Origin of the sequence: Algoriphagus sp. AK58 (assembly GCF_014324365.1) — a bacterium.
In the GTDB taxonomy this organism is placed as follows: Bacteria; Bacteroidota; Bacteroidia; order Cytophagales; family Cyclobacteriaceae; genus Algoriphagus.
Genome location: NZ_QEIG01000042.1, coordinates 1 through 2128 on the forward strand (window position 1 = coordinate 1; position 2128 = coordinate 2128).

A 2128-nucleotide genomic window follows, 5' to 3' on the forward strand; every position below is an offset into this window, starting at 1 on the left:
TTCATCTTGGAGCCCTTAAAAAAGCTGAATCAACACCGGCAAGAAATGAAGTTCAAAAAGACCTAAACCTTTGATTACCTTGAATCTTTGGGTTCTTTGTGGTTAACATCTTACTGCCTTCGAGCCTTTGTGGCTCCCCATGAAAGGCCCAATATCGGGAATCAAAAAATGAAGTTCGAAAGGAGATAAACCTCTGATCAATTCAAAACTTGGAGCTTTTTGCGGTTAAATCAATCACGAAACCACCGGACAACCTATACAACAAACTGCGCTTTTTCTAGGCATAGTGTTTCCAATGGTCTTGTATGGACTTAATAGGTAGGGGGGATAAGGAAATTACGTGTTTTATCTAAAAAGATTACCTGCTGTTCAGAATTCTTTGCCAGATCGCATGCCTGAAGGTCTTGCTTTTCAAAGTAATTCAGGCAACTGTCAAATTCAGTAAGCACCTGTCTAAGTTGGTCGCCTACATCGTACTAAACATATTCTTCAAAAGTAAACTCTTTAAAAGGCCAGGCTAAACCTATTTCAGATACTAATAATCCTCTTTGATGAAGCCAACCGCGGAATTTATTTCCGGATTTTTACAATAATACCTCTATAAAAATTCAGATTACATAAATTCGACCATCCAAAACATAAGTCAGACAGTATTCAACTCAGCGTATTAATAAAAATTTAAATGGCCTCTCTTTATTTTACACTTTGCTCTAATAATTACCTCCCCTTTGCCCTCTCCTTGGGTCAGTCTGTTAAGAGTTTTGAACCGGATGCATGTTTTTTGATCGGATTGGTGGATAAATTTAATCCACAAATTGATTATTCCGTTTGGAAGCAGTTTGAGTTTTTGCCTTGCTTTGATTTGGGCTATTCAGAATTTGAGTCCATGCTCTCCCGGTACAATATCATCGAATTTAATACGGCGGTGAAGCCATTTTATTTTGAATACCTCTTTGGTAAATATTCGGAAATAGATACAATCTATTACCTTGATCCTGATTTGTGTTTTTACCAATCCCCTAAGATTATGGATAGGGAATGGGAAGATGCAGAAATCCTGTTGACTCCCCATCTGATAGATATTCCCCAGAAACCCAGTGCCGGGGAGTTGACATCTCTGGGGCATGGGATTTATAATTTGGGTTTTATGGGGTTAAGAAGGGGCAAAGAGTCCCTCCGACTTATTCAATGGTGGAAAGAACGCCTAAAGGAGCATTGTCGCATCGATAAATGTCGCGGCATCTTTGTGGATCAAAAGTGGATCGATTTGGCGCCCTTTTTTTTTGATAAAATTAAATCCGTCAAACATCCCGGTTGGAATATGGCTTGGTGGAACTTCAGTGAACGTAAACTTCTCAAGACTTCCCAAGGGTATTCAATAAATCATGAGGAGACACCTTTGTTGTTTTTTCATTTTAGTGGATTTAAACCCGAGCAAACCCACCTAACAGAACGTGTTTTTATTTCGGAATTTGAAAATGAAGAGAATAAGGATTTGGCCGACTTGTTTGAGGATTACCGAAGCCGTCTCATTACTAATAACTATTACCTTTTGTCCAAGATCAAGCCGCTTCTCACATTTCCAGAGCCCCCTAATACTCTCAGGAATAGAGTAGGAAGGAAGCTTAAATCCAAAATGAATAAGGCAATTTACCAATTATTCGGCGTCTAGATTATCAGAATATACTTCCAGCTTTTCAGAATTCAGACAGCCAATTCACCCGAAGGTCACTTTAAACATTCCCCAAACCCACATCAATCCTACAATTTTCAGGGATTTGCAAGTCCAAATAATCTACCGTTCCATTGCGCTGTTACCGAGCACCGTATACCAAATCATGATCTTTCCCCGCATTCTGGTACATTAGCCAATTCAGTCCAAAGGACTGATTTTTTACGCTCGGTCTTACCAGCGCTGGGGATCAAAGGCAATCTATAAATCCCAGGTGATGGTTCGTCAAGCTCAACAACCCACCCCGGGTAACGCCACAGTACATAGGTATTTAGATATTAGACTATTTCTTTGCCATCTGGAAGGCCCTATGGGCTCATGACGAATTCAATTGACCATCGAGAAAAGCTTTAGCTTTTCATCTTGGAGCCCTTAAAAAAGCTGAATCAACACCGT

1 protein-coding gene is annotated in these 2128 nt (G+C 39.8%); it reads left to right on the forward strand.

Annotated elements, in window-relative coordinates; all coding sequences use genetic code 11:
* The first annotated feature begins 682 nt into the window (after positions 1 to 682).
* Complete coding sequence (locus tag DDT91_RS20310) at positions 683 to 1672, forward strand: hypothetical protein (RefSeq protein WP_187178037.1); 990 nt, start codon at positions 683 to 685, stop codon at positions 1670 to 1672.
* Positions 1673 to 2128: the final 456 nt, after the last annotated feature.